Consider the following 22,159-nt stretch of genomic DNA (forward strand, 5'->3'; position numbering starts at 1 on the left):
TATGAAGACTTATTGAAAGTCTTGCATGTTCCAGTTACCAATATCAGCATTCGCACCTTCACCACCTTCTTGGCCATCTGCGCCTAATGTGAAAATATCGATAGTGCCGTTATCACCAGGGCTTAGGTATTGGTACTCATTACCCCATGGGTCATTCGGTAAACGACGAATGTAGCCGTCTGCACGGTAATTACGAGGCTCTGGAGTTGCTGTTGGTTTTGAAACTAACGCATCTAAACCTTGGTCTGTCGTTGGATATACGCTGTTATCTAACTTGTACATATCCAGTGAGTTTTCTAGTGCAACAATATCGGTGATCGCTTTTTGCTGATCGGCTTTCTCTTTGTTACCAAGTAGATTTGGAACCACTAAGCTCGCTAACACACCAAGAATTACAATCACGACCATTACTTCTAACAGTGTAAAGCCGCCTTGTTTACGTTGAGCTGAATTGACTTGCATGGAATAACTCCTAACGTTAAAAATTCATATAAGATAAAAGAAAAGGTAGATAGCAGTGAATGCTACCCAACCAAATTGTTTAATTCGATTATTGGCATCAATGTCGCAACAACAATAAAGAGAACAATGCCTGCCATAAAGACAATCAATAACGGTTCAAAAATCCCTAGAGCCATATTAACTAAAGATTCAAAATCTCGGTCCTGATTATCCGCAGAACGCGTTAACATTTGCTCTAACTCGCCACTTTGTTCACCACTGGCAATCATGTGTAACATCATTGGGGGAAACAGTTTCGTTTGTTCAAGAGAGACTCGTAAACTTGCGCCCTCTCGAACATTGTCTGCCGCTTCTAATACTTGTTGTTTAAAGTAGGTATTACTCATTACATCTGCAGCGACTTTCATACCATCAAGCAGAGGAATCGCACTTGATGTACAAATGGATAATGTACGAGCAAAACGAGAGGTATTTAACCCTCGAACCACCTTACCAATAACAGGAAGCTGTAAGATTTTTTTATCCCACGCTAAGCGTAAATGTGGTTTTGTAAGTAACCACTTCACACCTGCAATAAAAACAATTACAACCACAACAACCAACAACCCCCAATGAACAACAAAGTTACTGGCTGCCAATAAGACCTCAGTAACCGTTGGAAGTCCTTGTCCCATTTGCACAAATTGATCAACAATTTTGGGAACGACCGTTGCTAGCAAGAATGAAATTACAGCAATGGCAATCAAAGTTAGCATGATCGGATAAATCATCGCTTGTTGTAATTTACTGCGCATCTTCTGGCGATTTTCAGCGTAATCCGCTAAACGATTTAATACCGTATCCAAATGGCCTGATTTTTCACCTGCAGCCACCATTGAGCAAAACAGATCATCAAATACATGAGGATAATCAGCAAAACTCTCAGCAAGAGGGTAACCTTCAATAACCCGCGAACGCACCCCCATCATCATGCTACGGATATGCGCTTTTTCACCCTGTTCTGCCACTGCTTTTAAACTCTCTTCAAGTGGCATTCCAGCTTGAACTAAGGTGGCCAATTGACGAGTGATCAATGATAAATCGTTAACACTGATCCCACGTTTAAAACTCAATCCTTGCGATGCACTTTTTTGCTGCTTAGATTTGGTTTCAATGACTTCGACAGGGATCAGACCTTGCTCTTTTAATCGCTGACGAACTTGGCGGGCGTTATCTCCCTCCATGACGCCTTTTTTCTGTTTCCCTTTTTCTAACGCTTTATATTCAAACGCCGCCATCTATCCTTCCCGAGTGACTCGCATCACCTCTTCTAATGTGGTTATTCCTTTTTGCACTTTTAATAAGCCGTCTTGTTGAATACTGCGAGTCGACTTTCTTACTTCTTTTTCTATCGCTTGTTCACCCACTTCTTTGTGGATCAACTCTTGTACTTTTTCATTCACCACTAAAAGTTCATGAATACCAGTACGACCACGATAGCCTTTACCATTACAGTGTTCACAACCAATTGGTTTATATAGCGTTAACTCGTCACTTGCCGAAAGAGAGAACAATTTCTTCTGCTCTTCATCCGCTTGATACGCTTCTTTACATTCACCACACAGAGTTCGAACGAGACGTTGTGCAAGCACCCCAAGCAGTGAAGATGATATTAAGAAAGGTTCAATGCCCATATCACGAAGACGAGTAATCGCACCTACCGCTGTATTAGTGTGTAGTGTCGACATTACCAAGTGGCCAGTTAATGAAGCTTGAACGGCAATTTCTGCGGTTTCTAAATCACGGATCTCACCTATCATTACCACATCAGGGTCTTGACGAAGGATGGCACGTAAACCACGGGCAAACGTCATGTCTACTTTTGGATTTACTTGTGTTTGACCAATGCCATCTATATCAAATTCGATAGGGTCTTCAACGGTTAAAATATTGGATTGAGAGCTGTCTAGTTCACCTAACCCTGCATACAAGGTGGTTGATTTACCCGAACCTGTTGGGCCAGTAACTAAAATAATGCCATGTGGACGCTTGATAATATGCTGAAAGTTTTTATGGTTTTCAGCCGACATACCTAAACTGTTTAAATCCAGTCGAGTTGCGTTCTTATCCAACAAACGCATTACCACGCGCTCACCATGTGATGACGGCATAGTTGATACACGCACATCAACAGCGCGACCACCAATACGCAGTGAAATACGACCATCTTGCGGGACTCGTTTTTCAGCAATATCCAATTTCGACATCACTTTTACACGAGACACCAATAATGGCGCTAACTTACGGCTTGGGCTTAATACATCACGCAGTACACCATCCACACGGAAACGAATCGACAATACTTTCTCAAACGTTTCAATATGAATATCTGATGCACCCTCTTTAATCGCTTCACCTAACATGGCATTGATTAATTTAATGATCGGCGCATCATCTTCTGATTCTAATAAATCATCATTATTTGGTAACTCTTCAGCTAATGAAAAGAAATCGTCACTGTCTGCACCGATATCTTCCATTAACTGCTGAGCTTCTGATGAATTACGTTGATATACCTGAGTTAACTTAGTATCGAACTCATCTTTGGTTAACTGAATTAATGAAAAACTAGATTGGCAAACACGGCGAATCTCACACAGCACCATAGATGAAGGGGGCGATACATAGTACAGCACCCATCCATTAACACTTGATTCAATGACTACCGAATGCCTTTTTGCAAATGAAAAAGGCAAACGAAGTACAGCGTTAGATTCAGGAAATAATGTATCCGCCATTATTTTTCCTTTTTCTCGTTATCATCAAATTGCTCAGAAAACGCTTGAATTTCAGCAGGGTGATTCAGTTCCTTACCAAAGGTAGGCAATACTGGAATATTCGCATCATCCATCAGTTTTAGGCCTTTTTCTGCGTTATATAACTGTTCTGCTCGAATGTAGTTATATTTACGCTGAGTGATACCATCCGCTGTCATTCCATTACGAATAATGGTTGGCTTAATGAATACCATTAGGTTTTTCTTCTCAACCTGAGTACTGGTTGATTTGAATAGATACCCCAACACAGGGATGTCACCTAGGAACGGAACTTTTGATTCGCTCTCAAGCGCACGTTCATCAATCAAACCACCGAGTACTAGCATTTGGCCATCTTGCACCATTACCGAGGTATTAAGTTGACGTTTTGCAAAACGCACATCCACAGCACCGTTGGCACCTAACACGTTAGATACTTCTTGTTCGATATCTAAACGAACAGAATCACCTTCGTTAATTTGCGGTACCACTTTTAGCTTAATACCCACTTCTTTACGATCAACGGTTTGGAATGGATTGTCATTACTTGAGCCTGCGGTTGACCCTGTTAATACCGGTACTTCTTCACCCACAATGAATGACGCTTCGCCATTATCCATTACCGTAATACTTGGAGATGAAAGAATGTTTGAATTGGAATCGGTAGATACTGCTGTAACTAATGCCGCCCAATCGCCCATCATAATACTTACCGCCGCACCTTGAACGCCACCAAGAGCACCAGCTAGTGCATCATAGCTACCTTCTTCGGTTGTGGTTTCATTTCGAACAAATTTACCATTTTCATCGTAAACAGCAGTCGTAGTTGTTGTATCTTTCGCTTCTTCCAAACCAACCATGGTGGCACCAATTGACGCCCCCGTGTTGCTGTATTGGATCATCGCACCAGTTTCTAGATTACCCCACTGGACGCCTAGATTAACGCCATCACCTTCTGCTAATTCAACGATTAAAGCCTCAATCAATACTTGAGCACGACGGATATCCAACTGAGCAATCACATCTTTCATTGCACGCATGACATCAGGCGGTGCAGTGATTACTAGTGAGTTCGTATCAACGTGTGCAGAAATCATCACATCATTGCGATTTTGTGAACTGCTTTTTTGCTTAGAGCCCTTACTTGCCGATAAGTTATCTGACACACCTTTTAATACATCAACCAAATCTTCGGCTTTAGCGTAACGTAAATAGATGACCTGGTTATTACCTTTGGTCGCCATCTCAATATCAAGCTGCTTGATTAGTTTCTTCAGACGATTACGCACTTTTGGATCACCCGAAATTAAAATCGAGTTAGTACGCTCATCCGCAACCAATTTAGGTTGTAAGAATGCAGGGGTATTTTTGGCATCTGTGGTTTTATTTAGAGCATCAACAATGCGCACCATTTCTGCTGCTGATGCATTATCTAACTCCACCACTTCGACTTCTTTATCACCAGCACGGTCAACACGTTCGATAATCTCAGCTAAACGGTTAACTACCGCCGCACGACCTGTGATCATAATAATATTGGCAGGGTCGTAGTGAACCACGTTACCTGCACCCGCATTATCATTAAGTTGACGAAGCAAAGGAGAAAGCTCACGAACAGACACATTACGTACAGCGATAACTCTCGTAATCACCGCATCGCCTTTCACTTGATCTTTTGCACCAAGAACAGGAACTGCCGATGTTTTTGCATCTTTATCTTTAATGACCTTTAAAATACCTGAATCCATTTCAACCACAGCGTATCCATATACCTCAAGTACGCTAAGGAAGAATTGGTAGTATTGTTCTTCATTTAATAAATCGTAGCTACGAACATCAACTTTTCCACGAACAGATGGATCAACAATGATGGTCTTTTCTAAATTACGACCAACAATATTGATAAATTCTTGAATGTCTGTCCCTTTAAAACTGGCACTAAAGTCATTTGCAATTGCCGATGTCCACATCATGCTACTTGCAAGTAATAAGGCTCCCTTGCCCATCCACTTTTTCACAATACACCCTTATTCATTCTCATCTTTTCAAGCTACAGGCCAACAAAGATGTCATATAATTGTCCATTACGCAGGACAGTTAAGTTTAATTCCGTCATTTCTGACATATTTTTCCACAATGAGCTCATTGCAGCAGGATCGGTTAAATCAACCCCATTTAAACTGGTTGCGATATCACCCGGCTTTAAACCAACAGAATCAAATAATTTACGGTCTTTACCAGGGTTCACTCGATACCCTTTAATTTTTCCATTATCACTCACCTGTGAAAGGCGAATGTATTTCAAAACAGATTGTGGGTTTTGAGCCATTTCTTTACGGATCTTATCCAACTCATCTTGATTCGAATTTTGACGATTATTTCCTAATACGGTTCCCGAACTGCCTGTGATATTTCTTTCAGTAGAAATTTTGGTGTATTCAACACCTTCAAGCATCAGTGTTTCATCACGGCCATTGTTAGAGATAATAATGCGATCTGCGCTTATCGCTTTAACACTTGCACGGGTACCATCAATGGTTTCATTAATTCCATACGTATTTTGTTTACCGCGATTAGCTATCACCGCAAGGCTCAATGAAGGCTCTGAACTAGCAACCACACCTGATAGCGTTAAATTCAAGCGCGTTTTTGGCGCATCTTTCACTTCAACCGCTTTTGGCTGATCAACTTTTTTCTCTGCATTAAAACGACCAAACACTTGGCTATTAAGCAGTTCAGAAAGCGAATCTTTACCTTGTTTTCCTTGAGATACAGCAACCGCCACTGTTTTAGGCGTCCACTTAGATACAGACGTTTGTGGGGCTAACATAGACCAAAAAAGAGAGCCACAAATCCACGCAAACCAAGCAACGAGGATCACCGTCAAACTCTTTGCTATTGTTGATTGATATATCGACCAATATTGAGAAATCTTCTCTATTTTCATATTAGTTATCATTTGGATCCTATGTTTCCTTTCTCATCGTCATAAAATGATTAAATGTCTGATTTTATATTTATTATAAGAGAACAGCACAGCTTTGCTGTCATTGACGGTATTTTCTTAAATTACTCGCAGACATATCACGAAATTACATAAATAAAGCACCGTATTAGAGCATTATTTCTCATTAATGACTCTAATTAGATACGATTTTTGATTAATTCCCCTCAAAAGATTGAAAAAAAGATTCCAGCCACCATTTAAGAAGCAGAGATATGACATTAGGTAGACATCATGAGTTCAAAATCAAACACTGCAGAGGGTGTAAGACTCGATAAATGGCTCTGGGCAGCTCGTTTTTACAAAACACGCTCAATTGCTCGCAACATGGTTGATGGCGGTAAAGTTCAATATAATGGACAGCGCTCAAAACCAAGTAAAATTGTGGAAGTAGGCGCTGAAATAAAACTGCGCCAAGGAAACAATGAAGAGATCACGGTGATCATCGAGATCGTTTCCGATCAACGCCGCGGAGCACCTATTGCACAAACTCTTTACAAAGAAACACAAGACAGCATTAAGCACCGTGAAGAAAATGCGCAATTACGCAAACTCAATTCACTTGGTAGCCCACGACCTGATAAACGTCCGGATAAAAAACAACGACGCGATATCATGAAGTTTAAACACCAATAAATACGCTTTTCTGTCTCACACCTTATTTATACTGGTTGTCTCCGCTATACTATGAGTAACGACAACCCTTAATACAATTGCTGGAGTATTTCATGGCAAATAACACATTGCATCGTTACCTATTTGAAGATTTATCTGTTCGTGGTGAATTAGTTCAACTAGATGATGCTTACCAACAAATCATTTCTAGCAAGGAATACCCAAAACCAGTTCAAAATCTATTGGGTGAGCTATTAGTTGCAACAACACTATTAACGGCAACATTGAAATTTGAAGGTTCTATTACCCTTCAACTTCAAGGTGACGGTCCAGTTTCTCTTGCAGTAATTAACGGCGATAACAACCAAAAAGTACGTGGTGTTGCTCGTTTTGAAGGTGATATTGCAGAAGACGCAACCTTGCACCAACTAATGGGTCGCGGCTACCTAGTTATCACTATCACACCAAAAGATGGTGAGCGTTACCAAGGTGTTGTTGCTCTTGAAGGTGAAAATCTAGCACAATGTTTTGAAGGTTACTTCGAGCGTTCTGAGCAGCTAAAAACTCGTCTATGGTTACGTCTAGGTGAATATGAAGGCAAACCTCACGCAGCAGGTATGTTACTGCAAGTAATGCCAGATGGTACTGGTTCGGAAAATGACTTCGAACATTTAGAGCAACTAACAGACACCATTAAAAATGAAGAGCTGTTTGGTTTACCAGCTGAAGACGTACTTTACCGTCTATATAACCAAGATAAAGTTCAACTGTTTGAACCTCAAGATGTTGAGTTCTTCTGTGGTTGTTCACGTGAACGCAGCGGTGGTGCAATCGTAACGATTGATCGCGCTGAAGTTGATGACATCATTAAAACAGAAGGGAAAATTTCTCTTCACTGTGACTACTGTGGCACAAGCTACGATTTCGACAGTATTGATGTTGCAAACCTATTTGAACAAGCAACAAGCGGCAACGATACAGTACATTAATTTACTGCATAGAATAAGTTGCAAAACTGTTACAAAAGCCAGCCATTAGGTTGGCTTTTTTTATAACTAAATTTGATATAAACCACACTTTTAATTCCACTTATCCACACTTAATTTTGATTAAATAATAATCAATTACATCTAGCGCAATCGATTTTATTAAGAGTAGAATAGAGCTATTGCTATTTTGTGATGGCGATAAAATAACCACTACCGCTTTATGGTTATTTTATGATTCATCTCCCTGTTTTCAATTTACCGCGTTGTTAGCATGATTAGCAGAATACAAATAATTAGAAATATTAAAATCCCTACAAAATCCTCTAAGGAGCACCTATGACTGTTATGGAACACAAGAAGGCTGCACTACTCGATCTAACTCAATATGGTCTTACTGGGGTTACAGATGTACTACGTAATCCAAGCTATGAGCAACTATTTGAAGAAGAGACACGTCCAGATTTAGAAGGTTATGAGCGTGGTGTAATGACAGAGCTTGGCTCAGTTGCGGTAGATACTGGTATATTTACTGGTCGTTCACCAAAAGATAAATACATCGTAAAAGATGACACTACCAAAGATACGCTATGGTGGTCAGATCAAGGAAAGAACGACAACAAAGCCATCACGCCAGCAGTTTGGGATGATCTAAAGTCGCTAGTTACAACACAACTATCGGGTAAACGCTTATTTGTTATTGATGGTTTCTGTGGTGCCAACCCAGACACTCGTTTAAACGTTCGCATCATTACCGAAGTTGCATGGCAAGCACACTTTGTGAAAAACATGTTCATTCGTCCAACAGAAGCAGAACTTGAAAACTTCGAACCTGATTTCGTGGTAATGAATGGAGCAAAAGCCACTAACCCTAATTACGAAAAACACGGATTAAACTCTGAAAACTTTGTTGCTTTCAACCTAACAGAACGCGTTCAAATCATCGGTGGTACTTGGTACGGCGGTGAAATGAAAAAAGGTATGTTCGCAATGATGAACTACCTACTTCCACTTAAAGGCATTGCTTCAATGCACTGTTCAGCTAACGTCGGTGAAAAAGGCGATGTTGCGGTATTCTTTGGTTTATCAGGAACAGGAAAAACCACACTTTCAACCGATCCTAAACGTCAACTTATTGGTGATGATGAGCACGGTTGGGATGACGATGGTATCTTCAACTTTGAAGGTGGCTGTTACGCTAAAACCATTCGTCTTTCAAAAGAAGCTGAACCAGATATCTATAACGCAATCCGCCGTGATGCGTTGTTAGAAAACGTTACTGTACGTAGCGACAGCTCTATTGATTTTAATGATGGTTCTAAAACAGAAAACACTCGTGTTTCTTACCCTATCTATCATATCGATAACATCGTTAAACCAGTTTCAAAAGCTGGTCACGCTAAAAAAGTCATCTTCTTAACAGCGGATGCATTTGGTGTCCTACCACCGGTAGCGAAACTCACACCAGAACAAACTAAGTATCACTTCCTATCAGGTTTTACTGCAAAACTTGCAGGTACTGAACGTGGTATCACAGAGCCAACACCAACCTTCTCTGCTGCATTTGGTGCCGCGTTCTTAACGCTTCACCCAACACAATATGCAGAAGTACTGGTTAAACGTATGGAAGCTGCAGGTGCTGAAGCTTACATCGTAAACACGGGTTGGAATGGCACAGGAAAACGTATTTCAATTCAAGATACACGTGGCATTATTGATGCGATTTTAGATGGTTCAATTGACCAAGCTAAAACCAAAAATATCCCTGTATTTAACTTAGAAGTACCAACATCACTACCTGGTGTTGATGCCTCTATTCTTGACCCTCGTGACACCTATACTGACCCACTACAGTGGGACAGCAAAGCGGAAGATTTAGCGCAACGCTTTATCAAAAACTTCGCTCAATACACAGATAACGAGGAAGGAAAAGCGTTAGTTAAAGCGGGTCCTCAGCTATAACCTACGCCTGATTACTCATAAAAACCAAGCCCTTCTCTCCTTATGAGAAGGGCTTTTTTATACCCTTAGCTCAAGAACGCAATAAAGACTGGAGATCATAAGGATTATTGAACACGATCACTTGATTGAAAGGCGTTTTTACTCCACTCTTTCTATTCATCTTTCTTTTATTGGAGTTAACAATGTACACCACACTGAAAAGCCTAGGCTGGCTTATCACTTTCTGTTTGCTGCTTGTGGTCGCATTCTTAGCCTTATTACATACTCCTTATGCACAACCCGTGCTTAACCCTTTCGTTCAAAAACTCTCTCATCAGAAGATTTCTTTTGGCGAACTGAATTATTCAATTCAATCACCGCTGCATTTAACTCTGTCAGATGTAAGTATTGAATCAGAAAAAAACATTAATATTCAGCAAGTTGATTTTTGGTTATCTCAACACCCTATTCAAAATAACAAATTGGCATTTGATAGTGTAAAAATCGACGGTATTAGCTTACAAACAGGATTACCTAACACACAACAACTGGATTGGCTTTCTATTTCACAACTGAGCATTTCCAATTTAGATTTTGCTGACGATGGATTAGTTATCCGTGAAGCACAAGTTCAAATCAGTAACTGGTCAATTGATAAAACCAAAACGCTGCCTTTCGAAGGTGAGTTCCAGTTTTCAACACAACAACTATATTGGCAATCAGAAGCTCTAGATGATGTGCTCATTGATGGTTATTACTCACAAGATTACACCGCACTAGATGGCATATCACTCACTTGGCGTGGAAGTACCATTACAGCTCAAGCTGAATTAAAAGAAAATAAATTATGGGTTATCCCACAATTTACGCTACGTCGATTTAATTTAGAGTCAGATAATGCTGACATCATTGGAAAACCATTACAGTGGCTATCAGAGCAACACTTTACGTATCAATTCAAGCGTATCGATTTATTAAATATCAATTTAGAATTGCCTCAGATAGTAACAAACGATCTCAGTCTATCTGCTGAAAATATTTTACTTCCTTACGATCTCTGGGAGCAAACTAACGCCAATATTTCCCTTAATGCTGACAGCATAGTGTGGAATGAAACCATGATTGAAAAACCGATCATGGATGTCACCTTAAATAAAAAAGAAGCCAATATTGAAAACCTGTCTTTTGATATTTTTAATGGCAACATTCAGCTTTCAGGTGACTTATCACCTCATAAAATCAACCTAAAATCGTTAACGATTAGCCAGATAAGATGGTTAATTGATAACAAAGATACAGACTCAATCGTTGAATATATCAAGCAACTTGAGCAAGTTAAGATCGATAACGTCGACATCAACAATGTGCAAGTAATACAACCCGAAGGGAAATATCCATACCAAGTTTCAGGATTAAACGCCGAAGGTCATGACCTTGATTTATTAAAATATTATCAATGGGGATTATGGAATGGAAAACTCTCTTTAAGCGCTTCAAATGCCAGTTTTAATTATTTATTAACTCAACAGATGTTGATTGAGATGAATACTGAAAATGGACTTTGGACTGTTGAACGAGCACTTTTCCCATTAGCAGAAGGGCTATTTGGTTTTAGCGGCAGCCTAAATTTAACTCAAGATAGTCAGCCTTGGCAGGTAGAAGCGTACGGTGACGGTTTACCAATAAGCTATCTAACCAGTTTATTCCCTCATGCTGTTCCGCTAGATGGTATGGCTGAATTTACTTTTAATGGCAGCGGTCTTGCGGCCAATCGTGACAGCTTTAATTACAGTTTTAATGGTGATTTAAATATCATTCCAAGAGAAATGGTGACCACTCAAACAGCGAAAGAATTATGGCAATATAAATTAGGTTTGGTTCCTGATACAGAACAGCCAGATAATGAAGTAAAAGAACCAAAAACAAAACAGGCCTCTTACCCGATCCATGTTGAACCTATTCACATTTCAGCCAACCGTGGACGCATTACAATCAAACCGATCACCATTACCGGTGATGGCTTTAGTTATAACATTGAGGGTGATTACGACCTGGTTAATCCAGATAAAGCAGAAACGATTACGTCAATAACACAAGAATGCCATCAACTGGTTCAAAAACTCTTTTCAGATACTGTGCAAATGATTAATTACTGCCAGTAAACCTAAAAAAACGCCCCGTAAATGATTTATGGGGCGTTTTTATTTGAACCAAGCATTGCAAAAACTATTTAGATAAAATGCTTTGATACCACTTAACCGCTTCTTGATAGGTCGATTCAACGGTTTTTGCCGAGAACCCAAGTTGACGACTCAACTTATCAATATTTTCCCAGTTACCGGTATCGATATTTTCATACAACTCTAACATCGAACCGAGTAAACCTTCTCGGATCAAAATGGCTTTTTCAATATCAGAACTTAACGAAAGCTGCACCAATACATCATCTAGCTTCTTATCCAATAATGCATCAAGTAAAGAGAACAACCCAACAATAAACGCTTGCTGTCCTGGTGTTCCATTTTGACAACGATAAATCATCAACTCACAAAAACGGCCTTTCACTAACGATTGTTTATACAATTCTTTAGGCTTATTTATCGCCGCGTGTGCTGTCGCAATCAGAGTAACGAACATTTTTATCTGCTCTTCCCCTAAATACACTAACGCTTGCTTAAACGATGAAATTGGATTTTCTAATCGAACTGCTGCCGTATTTACAAACTTCAACAACTGGTACGAAAGAGACACATCTTGAGAAATTAATTGTTCAATTCGAGTGAAGTCTACCTCTTCACGACACACCTCTTGAAAAAGTTGTACCGTTAACAGCTCTTCAGGTTTTACCACTCGATTTTTAATGATTTCAGGCTTACTAAAGAAATACCCTTGGAAGAAGTGAAAACCAACATCATATGCTTGCTGAAACTCTTCATTCGTTTCCACTCGCTCAGCAAGATAATGGCGCTTACAGCCTTGACGTTTGCGCTGTTTTACATAAGCGCATGCTCTCTCAAGACCTAACTGCATAATATCTAATTTAACGATATGCGAATAAGGAAGGAATCGATCCCACTCAGGCTCTAAACTAAAGTCATCAAGCGCAATCACATAACCCATTCGATGCAAATGCTTAATCGCACTAAATAGCTCATCGTTTGGAGTACAAGTTTCGAGTACTTCAATAACAATTTTCTTTTTAGGAAATGCAGTTGGAACGAGAGAAATTAATGATTCTTGTGGAAAATTAATAAAACTACGAGGAGACTCTAAAGCTGGGTTGTTTCCCGTTGCCATAAAGTTTTCAACCAACAATCGACACGTTGCTTGATTGGCTTCCATATCAGGAAACGCATTGCTTGCACCGTCGCGAAAAAGCAGTTCATATCCTATTGTCTGTTTTTTTCGATTAAGTATCGGTTGTCTGGCAACGTATGCATACATAACTTTAAAGCGGTATCCTGTAAAAATATATCGGGATGATAAATGATTATATCGGCAATTTCTTTATGAACTTGAGATGTATCAACACATTCCTTAATGATTTGCAGGACATCTTAGTCGAAACACACAATAAAAAAAATGCTCTTGCTTAAGAAGTATGCAAGAACTTACCAAAATATGATACGAAGTTAACTTATGTCATTATAATAACACCATTGATTTCACTTATTCGTTATTCAGAGAGCCCAATGAAAGCAGCGACCTTTACTCAAGAAACGCATTACCTTGAAACCATGAAAAACCAAGTAACTCCTTTTTGGGAGAAACGCCAACACGGTTTTTATCAAGGAGAGAAGGAAACACAACTTCATTGGGTAAGCTTTACAAGCCCAGCTCACACTAAAGCGATCATGGTCGTGAATGGTAGGATTGAAAGCGTCTATAAATACCAAGAGCTGTTTTATGATTTATTTTGCCAAGGCTATGATATTTATTCTTTTGATCACCGCGGCCAAGGTTTATCAGATCGTCTAACGGATAATAACGATATTGGCCATATTGAAAATTTTAATGACTACGTTCTCGATTTAAATAGCTTAACTCAATCATTAATCACACCTGAACATTATCAAGATTGCTATTTGCTTGGTCATTCTATGGGAGGGGCGATTGCAACTCAATACGTTGAAACTCACTCACACCCCTACACTGCATTAGCACTGAGTGCCCCAATGCATGGTATTCATATGCAACCTTGGTTAAAACCCATTGCAAATCCAATTAGTCGCTACTTAAGCTTGTGGTCAAAACAGCCCTCTTATGCCTTAGGCCAAGCGCCATATCATGCAAAACCTTTTTTAGATAATACACTCACCACCTGTGAAATTCGTTATCAATGGTTTAGAGAGCTTTATGACACCAAGCCTGAACTGCAAATTGGCGGTCCAAGCAATCACTGGGTAAATCAAGGATTAAAAGGGGCAAAAATGTGTATTGACCAAGCAAGTCTCTGCACACTTCCAACTCTATTACTTCAAGGTGAAAAAGACCAAATCGTTGATAATAATGCACATGTGAAATTTCAGAAAAAAGCACCAAATTGCCAACTGGTGACAATTCCTAATGCTAAGCATGAATTACTGTTTGAATCCGATGAATGTCGTAACCAAGCATTAATCACCATTATTGATTTTTTCCAGCAACACGCTCACGTGTGACTCTCTGCTAAAAAGTAAAAAGAGGAAAGATAAGAAGTGTAATCTTTACCCTCTTTTTTACTTATAAAGTGACGTAAACTTAGCCTCATTAAACTGAATTCTAATTTTATACTGATGCCGTTAATTGAATGTTCTATTTACTCGCATCGGTATTATCATGAGGCTTTATGATTACCATTGTTGCATCGGATCTTGACGGTACCCTTCTTACACCAGAGCACAAAGTTGCTGACTTCACGAAAAAAACACTGAATAAATTACACCAACAAAACTTAACCTTCATTTTTGCAACGGGTCGTCATCATATTGATGTTGGCAACATTCGTAGTGATGTTGGTATTCCTGCTTATATGATCACCTCTAATGGTGCTCGAGTTCATGATGCTGATGATAATTTAATTTACAGCAAAAATGTTCCTGAAGAGTTAGTACCTCAAGTTATCGATCTATTAAAAAATGATGACCAACTAACGATTCATATGTACTCAGATACGCAATGGTTCATTAATGCTGAAGATGAGAGCTTAAAAGAATTTCATGACAACGGCTTCACCTACACAGTATTCGATGTAAATAACCCACCAGTAGACGATATTGCTAAAGTCTTTGTGACCATGCCTGAACACGAGTATTTAGTGCAATACGAAGAGCAATTAAAAGCACAGTTTGGCGATCAACTGATGGTGGCTTTCTCTACGCCTTGGTGTTTAGAGATTATGGCCTCTGAAGTATCAAAAGGAGCAGCTTTAGAGGCAGTAGCTAAGTTGCTTGGTAAGACATTAGAAAACTGCATCGCGTTTGGCGACGGCATGAATGACTACGAAATGTTGAGCATGGCAGGCAAAGGGATTGTGATGGGTACATCGCACGAAAAAGTAAAAAAAGCGCTACCAAATAATGAGGTGATTGGTTCTTCAGCTGACGAAGCTGTTGCTCATTACCTAGAGAATTTATTGCTTAAATAAGCTTTTTTACTATTTGGCCTATCGTAGGCCAAATAGTGAGTACCATAGTAATAGCATTTAAAATCAATGCATTAAAAAAGCCAGAGAACTTTCTGGCTTTTTTGTATCATACGATTCTATTTTTTCTTCGCTCTTGGATGCGCTTGGTCATACGCTTGAGCAAGGTGTTGAAAATCTAAATGGGTGTAGATTTGAGTGGTCGAAATATTTTCGTGCCCAAGCAGTTCTTGTACCGCACGTAAATTACCACTGGATTCCAACATATGTGTCGCAAAGGAGTGACGCAATTTATGTGGGCTAATGTGACTATTTACCCCTTGTTTTAATCCCCATTCAGCCATGCGTTTTTGTACATTTCGATGAGAAATACGCACACCTAACTTAGAAACAAACAATCCTTTTTCTTCTGGTTTTGCTAATTGATTTCGCACTCGTAACCAATGCCCTAACCACTCTTTCGCTTGACCTGAAAATGGCACTTTACGTTCTTTATCACCTTTACCAATAACACGTAATTCGCCTTGACGTAATTGAATGTCACGAACATCAATACTGACCAGTTCCGCCAAACGTAAACCAGCACCATACATTAATTCCATGATAGCGCGATCACGAATAGACAATGGGTCATCTTCATTTACTTCAAGTAATTGCCCCATTTCATCCACATCAATATTTTTAGGCAAAGGACGAGATTTTCGAGGTGCAGAAACCCCTTTAGCTGGATTGGCAGTCAACACATTACGCAAAACTAAAAAATCAAAGAAACTACGTAGGGAAGATAAACGCGTAGATAAACTGCTCGCTTTTAATCCTTCACGCATTCCTTTACTGGTGACTTGTCTCACCCATCCTGCATCAACGTCTTGCCAAGACTCAACACCTAGCTCAACAAGTTGTTCTGCTATCGTTGTTAATTGACGTTTATAGTTGCGTTGGGTGTAAATGCTGAGCCCTTTTTCATTACGTAAGAATTCATAAAAGGCATCAAGATGCTTTGAAAATTGAATCGGTAAAACATCACTCATTATCTGACTTCGACCATTGAGTTAATAAATAATGAAACACACTCACTAGTTGCTCTAAAAACAGTGTGCCCATATTAGGTTGAAAATGTCCGCCATCACGGCTAGCAAATGCAATAATACCTACAGGTTTTGATGATGAACCTAAAGGTAAAATAGCAAACGAACCTAAATCCGAGTTTGATAAATCAAGACCACCATAAGCAAAAAGACTATCGCGATCGGCTTTACGTAATCGACCTAAATAAGCGGAATGCCCATTCAGGAATTTCTTTACAAATTTATCTAGTGCACTTTGATCTACATGATATTTAGGATGAGAGTGTTCGATAATTTTAATGTGTGCCGTTAGATTCAACTCAATGGCTTTTTTCTCAATGATTGCGACAGCTTGAGAAAAATTTTCACTCAACAACAGTTGCTTTTGAATACTTGAAAACTCATGAAATAAGCGATCATTTTGTGCTGCTAATGACATTAGTTGCGTGATCTCTTCTTCTAATTCACTAATGCGTCCACGTAACTTATTAACTTGAACTTCAACTAACGAAACCACCCCACGCTCAGGTGTATCCACCTTAATTCGATTCAATAACTCAGGATGTTTATGAAAAAAATCAGGGTGATCCGTTAAAAACTGAGCCACGATATCTTCGGTTAACTCAGTTGGCTCTATGTATTCTTGTTGCTTCTCAATCATATTGATAATTGACCATCATATACGTGTGTTGCAGGACCAGTCATATATAACGGTTTTCCAGGACCTTGCCATACAATGTGCAAATCACCACCAGGTAAAGACACTTTCACTTCTTCACCCAATAATTCTTGCATAATACCAACAGCAACCGCACCACAAGCACCACTACCACAAGCTTGAGTTTCACCAGCACCACGCTCATACACGCGTAGTTTCACTTCATTTGGTGAGATGATTTGCATAAACCCAGCATTTACACGCTCAGGAAAGCGTTCATGGCTTTCCACCAACGGTCCATACTTATCAACATCATAAGCATCAACATCATCAACAACAGTCACACAGTGAGGATTTCCCATACTTACTGCGCCACTGAATAAGGTTTTATCATCAACACGTAATAAATAGGTTTTTTCAGCTTGCGTTGCTTTAAATGGAATCTTATTTGGCTCAAATACAGGCTCACCCATGTTCACCGTAATTTGATCATCATCTTCCACTTTTAAAATCATTTTGCCTTTTTTAGTACTGACCGAAATGCTGGTTTTATTGGTTAACCCTTTCATTCGTACAAATCGAGCGAAACAACGCGCACCATTACCACACTGCTCTACTTCCGAGCCGTCAGCATTAAAAATTCGGTAATGAAAATCCGTTTCAGGATCATAAGGGGCTTCAACCACCAATAACTGATCAAATCCAATACCACGATGGCGATCAGCCAAACGACGGATCAGGTCTGGAGAAAAGAAAATATTCTGTGTCAGACAGTCAACAACCATAAAGTCGTTGCCTAGCCCGTGCATTTTAGAAAAATGAAAGTGCATAGTTGTTCTTCTTATGTATGTTTTCTTTCTTGGCTGAAAAAAGAGCAAGCATGCTTAGCACCTTGCTCTTAAATAATATTTTTAGTTGGGTAAAATCGCTTCCAGTTCCCACAATGAGCTTAGCTCTTCACGCTTACGAACAAGGTGAACGTCCCCGCAATCCACCATAATCTCTGCCGCTCGGCAACGTGTATTATAGTTGGATGACATTACAAACCCATAAGCACCTGATGAGCGAACTGCCAGTAAATCATTCGCTTCTAGTACCAATGCTCGATCTTTACCAAGAAAATCACCGGTTTCACAAATAGGGCCCACAAGATCGTAATTTTGAGCGTCACCTTCACGAGGTACAACAGGAACGATATCTTGCCACGCTTGATAAAGAGCTGGGCGCATTAAATCGTTCATTGCCGCATCAATAATCGCAAAGTTTTTATGCTCAGTGTGTTTTAAAAACTCAACTTTAGTAACTAGGATACCTGCATTTGCAGCAATAGCACGTCCCGGCTCAAAAATAAGTTCTAAATCTTGATGTTCCGCTAGTCTACCTAATAATGCTGTCGCATATTCTGAAGGTTGTGGCGGTAATTCATCACGATAAACCACACCAAGACCACCACCAACATCAAGGTGACGAATGTTGATACCTTGTGCTTTTAAATCATCGATTAACGCAAGCAGACGATCCGTTGCATCAATAAACGGTTCAATATCGGTTAATTGAGAGCCAATATGACAATCGATACCTTGAACATCTAAATTTGGTAGGCTTTGAGCAAATTTATACACTTCAGGCGCGCGATCAAACGCAATGCCAAATTTATTATCACGTAATCCCGTAGAGATATACGGATGTGTTTTTGCATCAACATCTGGATTAATACGTAAAGAAATAGGCGCAATAACCCCCATTTCAGCCGCAACGGCATTTAGGCGTTCAAGCTCTGGCTCTGATTCAACATTAAAGCATTTAATTTTTAACTCTAGCGCACGGCGCATTTCATCAGCCGTTTTACCTACACCAGAAAAAACAACCTTAGTTGGATCGCCACCAGCGGCAACAACACGCTCTAGTTCACCTTGAGAAACAATATCAAACCCTGAACCTAGACGAGCAAGTGCATTTAACACGCCGATATTTGAGTTCGCTTTTACGGCATAACACACAAGATGAGGGTGATTACCTACAGAGTTATCAAATGCTTTCCAGTGACGCTCTAATGTCGCACGAGAATACACGTATAAAGGTGTGCCGAATTGCTCAGCTAACTGTGTAATAGGCAGCTCTTCTGCCCAAAGTTGTCCATCATCTTTATAATTGAAATAATCCAATGTCGTCTTCCTTGTCTAGTTTTCGTTGTTCTGTTTATCGATTTATCCGCGAGAGTTATTGACTACTCTGCCGCTTCTGTTTGTGGTGCTTCATCTGCAGGCATGTACAACGGACCAGTTTGGCCACAACCAGCTAAAGTAAGAAGGCTCAATAGCATTAATGCCATCACTCTTTTGTGCATAAGATTTTACCATTAGTGTTAATATCTACTGATGCTCTCTATAATCGCACCACAGCCAAGAAAAGCAATAGGATAAATAAGATGAATAACACTGAATTTCACGAACTAGTCGATGAAAAACTGCAATTAATCGAAGATATGATTGATGATTCAGGTGCTGATATTGAACCTGTTATCACAGGAAACGTATTAACGCTGGAATTTGAAAACCGCAGCCAAATCGTAATTAACAAACAAGAACCAATGCACGAAATTTGGTTAGCTTCAAAATCTGGTGGCTTCCACTTCTCTTATGTTGATGAAAAATGGACATGTTCTAAAACGGGCATGGAATTTATCGAGATGGTAAAAGAAGAATGTCAGAAGCACGCCGATGAAGAGATTGAGTGGGTTTAAAAGCAGAGCTCAGATCGGTCGCAAGCTCCCTTGAAGGTTTCAGAGGAGCTTGAGATTCAGGATTCAGGATTCAGGATTCAGGATTCAGGATTCAGGATTCAGGAGGATTTTATTGCTCTTCCTGAACCCTGCAAGCGAAGCGACCTGAAACCTTAAGCTCCAATTCCCGCGTGACGCAGCATCGCATCTACTTGCGGCTCACGACCACGGAAACGCTTGAACAACTCCATCGGCTCTTCACTGCCACCCATTTCCAAAATATTATTTAAGAAACTTTGGCCAGTCTCGGTATTAAAAATGCCTTCCTCTTCAAAACGAGAGAACGCATCAGCTGATAATACTTCTGCCCATAGGTAGCTGTAATAACCTGCACTATAACCGCCAGCAAAAATATGACCAAAGCTGTGAGAGAAACGGTTCCACTCAACACTTGGTAATACCGCTACTTTCGCTTTCACTTCCGCTAGCGTTTCCAGCACTCGACCGCCTAGTTCAGGGTCAAAATTAGTGTGCAGTGTAAAATCAAACAAACCAAACTCTAACTGGCGCAAAATAAACATCGCTGATTGGAAGTTTTTCGCTGCTAGCATTTTATCTAGCATCTCTTTAGGAAGCGGCTCACCCGTTTCATAATGACCAGAGATAAACGCTAGCGCCTCTTCTTCATAACACCAATTTTCTAAGAACTGACTTGGCAGCTCAACTGCATCCCAAGGAACACCATTAATGCCCGATACCGAAGCCACATCAATTTGAGTCAGCATATGATGAATACCGTGACCAAATTCGTGGAATAACGTCACCACTTCATCGTGAGTAAACAGTGCAGGTTTACCACCGACAGGTTTATTAAAGTTACAAGTTAGATAAGCAACAGGAGTCTGTAGTTCGCCTTCTTGAGTCAAACGACGTACACGACACTCATCCATCCATGCGCCACCACGCTTATGTTCACGAGCATACAAATCAAGGTAGAAGCTGCCGCGTAGTGTATTCGTTGAATCAAAGATATCAAAGAAACGCACTGATTCGTGCCATACATCCACACCTTCACGCTCAACTACTGTCATACCAAACAAACGGTTCAATACTTCAAATAGACCAGATACGGCTTTTGATTCAGGGAAGTAAGGGCGAAGCTCTTCATCCGAGATTTGATACAGCTTTTGCTTTAACTTTTCAGAGTAATAAGTGATGTCCCACAGATCTAACTCATCAATACCAAACTCTTCTTTTACAAACGCTTTTAACTCTTCAACTTCACGCTCACCTTGAGGTTTTGCTTTTGTTGCTAGGTCATTTAAAAAGCCAAGTACTTGAGTTGGGCTTTCTGCCATTTTGGTTGCCAATGATTTATCACTGTATGAACCAAAACCAAGTAGACGAGCGATTTCATGACGAAGTTGTAATTCTTCTTCCATGATTGCGCTGTTATCCCACTTACCTGCATTTGGACCACGATCCGATGCACGAGTAACGAACGCTTCATAAATTTCTTTACGCAGTGGTTTATTATCACAGTACGTCATTACAGGTAAGTAAGATGGCATTTCTAACGTAAGTAACCAGCCATCCAATTCTTTTGCTTCAGCCGCGGCTTTTGCTGCCGCCATTGCAGACTCAGGTAAACCTGATAACTCTTTTTCGTCCGTAATGTGTTTTGACCAACCCATAGTAGCGTCAAGCACATTGTTGCTGAAGTTTGAGCTTAGCTCAGAGCTGCGTTTACTGATCTCGCCGTAACGCTTTTGCTGATCAGCCGGTAAACCAATACCTGATAAATCAAAATCACGCAGTTCATCAATAATGGTTTTTTGTTGAGCTTGAGATAAAGACGCAAACGCCTCGCTCTCTTTAATGGATTTATACGCTTCGTACAATCCTTTGTGTTGACCAACCCAAGTACCATATTCAGATAACTCAGGTAGGCACGCTTCATAAGCTTCACGCCATGCTTCGCTATTTTTTACTGAATTTAAATGACTTACTGGTGACCAAATACGGCTAAGACGATCATCCGTTTCCGCTAAAGGAACAATAATGCTTTCCCAGCTAGGAGTTACGTCAGAAGCTAATACTTCTTCAATTTTTGCACGGCAATCAGCAATCGCTTGTTCTACAGCAGGCTGAATATGCTCAGGCTTAATTTGAGAAAATGGAGGTAAATCGGTGAAGGTCAGTAGCGGGTTAGACATATTCATTCCTTTTTATTTCTTATTCGATTTGATGTCACTATGTAGATAAGATGGTGCTTAATTGACTAAA

Annotated in this window: 19 protein-coding genes; 7 read left to right on the forward strand and 12 right to left on the reverse strand. The window is 40.0% G+C overall.

What is annotated here, in order from left to right; genetic code table 11:
• Positions 1–9 precede the first annotated feature (9 nt).
• The 5 genes from gspG to gspC form a co-directional block, all read right to left on the reverse strand.
• Positions 10–462 carry a type II secretion system major pseudopilin GspG gene (gspG, locus tag GNP81_RS16650; protein ID WP_005421415.1) on the reverse strand — a complete coding sequence of 151 codons (453 nt, stop codon included), beginning with the start codon at positions 460–462 and terminating at the stop codon, positions 10–12.
• A 62-nt stretch (positions 463–524) separates the two neighbouring features.
• The gene (gspF, locus tag GNP81_RS16655; RefSeq protein WP_011262831.1) at positions 525–1,739 is read right to left on the reverse strand and encodes a type II secretion system inner membrane protein GspF; all 1,215 of its coding nucleotides are present in this window, start codon (positions 1,737–1,739) and stop codon (positions 525–527) included.
• On the reverse strand, positions 1,740–3,239 hold the full coding sequence (gspE, locus tag GNP81_RS16660; RefSeq protein WP_005421421.1) for a type II secretion system ATPase GspE: 1,500 nt from the start codon (positions 3,237–3,239) through the stop codon (positions 1,740–1,742). It abuts the gene before it with no gap.
• The gene (gspD, locus tag GNP81_RS16665) at positions 3,239–5,275 is read right to left on the reverse strand and encodes a type II secretion system secretin GspD (protein WP_336495500.1); all 2,037 of its coding nucleotides are present in this window, start codon (positions 5,273–5,275) and stop codon (positions 3,239–3,241) included. Before gspD ends, gspE begins: the two co-directional genes overlap by 1 nt.
• Positions 5,276–5,307: 32 nt before the next feature.
• Positions 5,308–6,216, reverse strand: coding sequence for a type II secretion system protein GspC (gene gspC / locus GNP81_RS16670; RefSeq protein WP_026029240.1), 909 nt, complete (start codon positions 6,214–6,216; stop codon positions 5,308–5,310).
• Between the two features lie 279 nt (positions 6,217–6,495).
• Between gspC and hslR the strand changes: the two genes are divergently transcribed.
• The 4 genes from hslR (at position 6,496) to GNP81_RS16690 (ending at position 11,965) form a co-directional block, all read left to right on the forward strand.
• The gene (gene hslR / locus GNP81_RS16675; RefSeq protein ID WP_005421427.1) at positions 6,496–6,897 is read left to right on the forward strand and encodes a ribosome-associated heat shock protein Hsp15; all 402 of its coding nucleotides are present in this window, start codon (positions 6,496–6,498) and stop codon (positions 6,895–6,897) included.
• Between the two features lie 92 nt (positions 6,898–6,989).
• Entirely contained in the window at positions 6,990–7,865 is an 876-nt protein-coding gene (hslO, locus tag GNP81_RS16680) for an Hsp33 family molecular chaperone HslO (protein ID WP_005421430.1), read from the forward strand.
• Positions 7,866–8,201: 336 nt separating this feature from the next.
• Positions 8,202–9,824: a phosphoenolpyruvate carboxykinase (ATP) gene (pckA, locus tag GNP81_RS16685; RefSeq protein WP_017018502.1), complete on the forward strand. Its 1,623-nt coding sequence runs from the start codon at positions 8,202–8,204 to the stop codon at positions 9,822–9,824.
• Between the two features lie 182 nt (positions 9,825–10,006).
• Positions 10,007–11,965 (forward strand): AsmA family protein, encoded by a 1,959-nt coding sequence (locus tag GNP81_RS16690; protein WP_155675010.1) that lies wholly within the window; start codon positions 10,007–10,009, stop codon positions 11,963–11,965.
• Between the two features lie 64 nt (positions 11,966–12,029).
• Here the strand turns inward: GNP81_RS16690 and GNP81_RS16695 are convergent, their stop codons facing one another.
• Entirely contained in the window at positions 12,030–13,247 is a 1,218-nt protein-coding gene (locus GNP81_RS16695) for an EAL and HDOD domain-containing protein (protein ID WP_155671322.1), read from the reverse strand.
• Between the two features lie 248 nt (positions 13,248–13,495).
• Between GNP81_RS16695 and GNP81_RS16700 the strand changes: the two genes are divergently transcribed.
• Together GNP81_RS16700 and GNP81_RS16705 are read left to right on the forward strand one after the other, a co-directional pair.
• Positions 13,496–14,464, forward strand: coding sequence for an alpha/beta fold hydrolase (locus GNP81_RS16700; RefSeq protein ID WP_155675011.1), 969 nt, complete (start codon positions 13,496–13,498; stop codon positions 14,462–14,464).
• Between the two features lie 167 nt (positions 14,465–14,631).
• Positions 14,632–15,429: a Cof-type HAD-IIB family hydrolase gene (locus GNP81_RS16705; protein WP_155675012.1), complete on the forward strand. Its 798-nt coding sequence runs from the start codon at positions 14,632–14,634 to the stop codon at positions 15,427–15,429.
• Between the two features lie 116 nt (positions 15,430–15,545).
• On the opposite strand, the gene xerC is transcribed toward GNP81_RS16705, so the two are convergent.
• From xerC to lptM, 5 genes are all read right to left on the reverse strand, one after another.
• Positions 15,546–16,457: a tyrosine recombinase XerC gene (xerC, locus tag GNP81_RS16710; RefSeq protein ID WP_155671328.1), complete on the reverse strand. Its 912-nt coding sequence runs from the start codon at positions 16,455–16,457 to the stop codon at positions 15,546–15,548.
• Positions 16,450–17,154, reverse strand: coding sequence for a DUF484 family protein (locus GNP81_RS16715; RefSeq protein ID WP_155675013.1), 705 nt, complete (start codon positions 17,152–17,154; stop codon positions 16,450–16,452). Before GNP81_RS16715 ends, xerC begins: the two co-directional genes overlap by 8 nt.
• Entirely contained in the window at positions 17,151–17,981 is an 831-nt protein-coding gene (gene dapF / locus GNP81_RS16720; RefSeq protein WP_155671332.1) for a diaminopimelate epimerase, read from the reverse strand. Before dapF ends, GNP81_RS16715 begins: the two co-directional genes overlap by 4 nt.
• Positions 17,982–18,062: 81 nt before the next feature.
• Complete coding sequence (gene lysA, locus GNP81_RS16725; protein ID WP_155675014.1) at positions 18,063–19,316, reverse strand: diaminopimelate decarboxylase; 1,254 nt, start codon at positions 19,314–19,316, stop codon at positions 18,063–18,065.
• Between the two features lie 62 nt (positions 19,317–19,378).
• Positions 19,379–19,498, reverse strand: coding sequence for an LPS translocon maturation chaperone LptM (gene lptM, locus GNP81_RS16730; protein ID WP_005421451.1), 120 nt, complete (start codon positions 19,496–19,498; stop codon positions 19,379–19,381).
• 81 nt (positions 19,499–19,579) lie between these two features.
• Between lptM and cyaY the strand changes: the two genes are divergently transcribed.
• The gene (gene cyaY, locus GNP81_RS16735) at positions 19,580–19,894 is read left to right on the forward strand and encodes an iron donor protein CyaY (protein ID WP_005421453.1); all 315 of its coding nucleotides are present in this window, start codon (positions 19,580–19,582) and stop codon (positions 19,892–19,894) included.
• A gap of 152 nt (positions 19,895–20,046) precedes the next feature.
• Here the strand turns inward: cyaY and prlC are convergent, their stop codons facing one another.
• The gene (gene prlC, locus GNP81_RS16740) at positions 20,047–22,089 is read right to left on the reverse strand and encodes an oligopeptidase A (protein WP_063649340.1); all 2,043 of its coding nucleotides are present in this window, start codon (positions 22,087–22,089) and stop codon (positions 20,047–20,049) included.
• Positions 22,090–22,159 lie beyond the last annotated feature (70 nt).

The sequence above is a fragment of the Aliivibrio fischeri genome, assembly GCF_009727955.1.
GTDB lineage: Bacteria > Pseudomonadota > Gammaproteobacteria > Enterobacterales > Vibrionaceae > Aliivibrio > Aliivibrio fischeri_A.